This window comes from Trichocoleus desertorum AS-A10 (assembly GCF_039962155.1).
In the GTDB taxonomy this organism is placed as follows: Bacteria; Cyanobacteriota; Cyanobacteriia; order FACHB-46; family FACHB-46; genus Trichocoleus.
In genome coordinates this window covers 1-2,500 of sequence record NZ_JAMPKN010000005.1, presented here as the reverse complement: position 1 = coordinate 2,500, position 2,500 = coordinate 1, and the positions used below count along the sequence as shown (strand labels likewise).

2 rRNA genes (1 of these 2 cut by a window edge) are annotated in these 2,500 nt (G+C 53.4%); both read left to right on the top strand.

The window, feature by feature from the left end:
- Positions 1-2,314: ribosomal RNA gene (locus tag NDA01_RS09645) — 23S ribosomal RNA — on the top strand (it extends 571 nt beyond the left edge of the window).
- Positions 2,315-2,376: 62 nt separating this feature from the next.
- Positions 2,377-2,493: ribosomal RNA gene (gene rrf / locus NDA01_RS09640) — 5S ribosomal RNA — on the top strand.
- The last annotated feature ends 7 nt before the right edge of the window (positions 2,494-2,500 follow it).

Here is a 2,500-nt window from a genome sequence, read left to right as displayed (position 1 = left end):
GTAACGGTGTGCCTGTTGAAGAATGAGCCGGCGACTTATAGGCAGTGGCAGATTAAGGCGAGAATGCCGAAGTCAAAGCGAAAGCGAGTCTGAAAAGGGCGAATAAGTCACTGTTTATAGACCCGAACCCGGGTGATCTAACCATGTCCAGGATGAAGCTTGGGTAACACCAAGTGGAGGTCCGAACCGACCGATGTTGAAAAATCGGCGGATGAGGTGTGGTTAGGGGTGAAATGCCAATCGAACCCGGAGCTAGCTGGTTCTCCCCGAAATGTGTTGAGGCGCAGCGGTAACGATTATAGGCGGGGGGTAAAGCACTGTTTCGGTGCGGGCTGCGAGAGCGGTACCAAATCGAGACAAACTCAGAATACCCGTTGAACACGTTGCCAGTGAGACAGTGGGGGATAAGCTCCATTGTCGAAAGGGAAACAGCCCAGACCACCAGCTAAGGCCCCCAAATTGTCACTAAGTGATAAAGGAGGTGGAATTGCCGAGACAACCAGGAGGTTTGCCTAGAAGCAGCCATCCTTAAAAGAGTGCGTAATAGCTCACTGGTCAAGCGATTCTGCGCCGAAAATGAACGGGGCTAAGTGACATGCCGAAGCTGTGGGATTAATAAATTAATCGGTAGGGGAGCGTTCCGTAGTAGTGAGAAGTACTAGCGAGAGCAGGTATGGACGAAGCGGAAGTGAGAATGTCGGCTTGAGTAGCGCAAACATTGGTGAGAATCCAATGCCCTGAAATCCCAAGGGTTCCTCCGGAAGGCTCGTCCACGGAGGGTTAGTCAGGACCTAAGGCGAGGCTGAGAAGCGTAGTCGATGGACAATCGGTCAACATTCCGATACTGATGATGGATAGTGCAGAGGGACGGAGAAGGCTAGGCCAGCCGGATGTTGGTTACCGGTTCAAGTGTTCGAGGTGATGAGGAGCGGTGAAAACGCTCTGAGCTGAGGCATGAGTACGAGGGTCTACGGACCCGAAGTGGTTGAAGTCAGGCTTCCTAGAAAAGCTCTAAGCACGATAATCCATGATTACCTGTACCCGAAACCGACACAGGTGGGATGGTTGAGAATACCCAAGGGCGCGAGATAACTCTCTCTAAGGAACTCGGCAAAATGGCCCCGTAACTTCGGGAGAAGGGGTGCCACCGAGAGGTGGTCGCAGTGAAGAGATCCAGGCGACTGTTTACCAAAAACACAGGTCTCCGCGAAGTCGTAAGACGAAGTATGGGGGCTGACGCCTGCCCAGTGCCGGAAGGTTAAGGAAGTCGGTCAGGCTCTTCGGAGTTGAAGCTGGCGACTGAAGCCCCGGTGAACGGCGGCCGTAACTATAACGGTCCTAAGGTAGCGAAATTCCTTGTCGGGTAAGTTCCGACCCGCACGAAAGGCGTAACGATCTGGATGCTGTCTCAGAGAGAGGCTCGGCGAAATAGGAATGTCTGTGAAGATACGGACTACCTGCACCCGGACAGAAAGACCCTATGAAGCTTTACTGTAGCCTGGTATTGGGTTCGGGCCTTGCATGCGCAGGATAGGTGGGAGACTAAGAAGTTGCTCTTGTGGGAGCAGCGGAGTCAACGGTGAGATACCACTCTTGTGAGGCTAGAATTCTAACCCTAAGCCATTAACTGGCGAGGGAACAGTATCAGGTGGGCAGTTTGACTGGGGCGGTCGCCTCCTAAAAGGTAACGGAGGCGCGCAAAGGTTCTCTCAGGCTGGTTGGAAATCAGCCGTAGAGTGTAAAGGCAGAAGAGAGCTTGACTGCGAGACAAACAAGTCGAGCAGGGACGAAAGTCGGCCTTAGTGATCCGACGGCACTGAGTGGAAGGGCCGTCGCTCAACGGATAAAAGTTACTCTAGGGATAACAGGCTGATCTCCCCCAAGAGTTCACATCGACGGGGAGGTTTGGCACCTCGATGTCGGCTCATCGCAACCTGGTGCGGAAGTACGTGCCAAGGGTTGGGCTGTTCGCCCATTAAAGCGGTACGTGAGCTGGGTTCAGAACGTCGTGAGACAGTTCGGTCCATATCCGGTGCAGGCGCAAGAGCATTGAGAGGAATCCTCCTTAGTACGAGAGGACCGGGAGGAACGCACCGCTGGTGTACCAGTTATCGTGCCAACGGTAAACGCTGGGTAGCCAAGTGCGGAGCGGATAACCGCTGAAAGCATCTAAGTGGGAAGCCCACCTCAAGATGAGTGCTCTCATGGAGTTAATCCAGTAAGGTCACGGGCAGAACACCCGTTAATAGGTTGTAGATGGAAGTGTGGCAACACATGAAGTCGAGCAATACTAACAGACCGAGGGCTTGACCTCACAACAGACGTTGGTGACGAAAAGACAAGGGACTATGCAGCCTTCAAGGTTTTGGAGATATTCCTGGTGTTCATGGCGCGGTGGAACCACACTGACCCATCCCGAACTCAGAGGTGAAACGCTGTAGCGGCGACGATACTTTGGGGGCAGCCCCACGGGACAATAGCTCGATGCCAGGGCAATAAT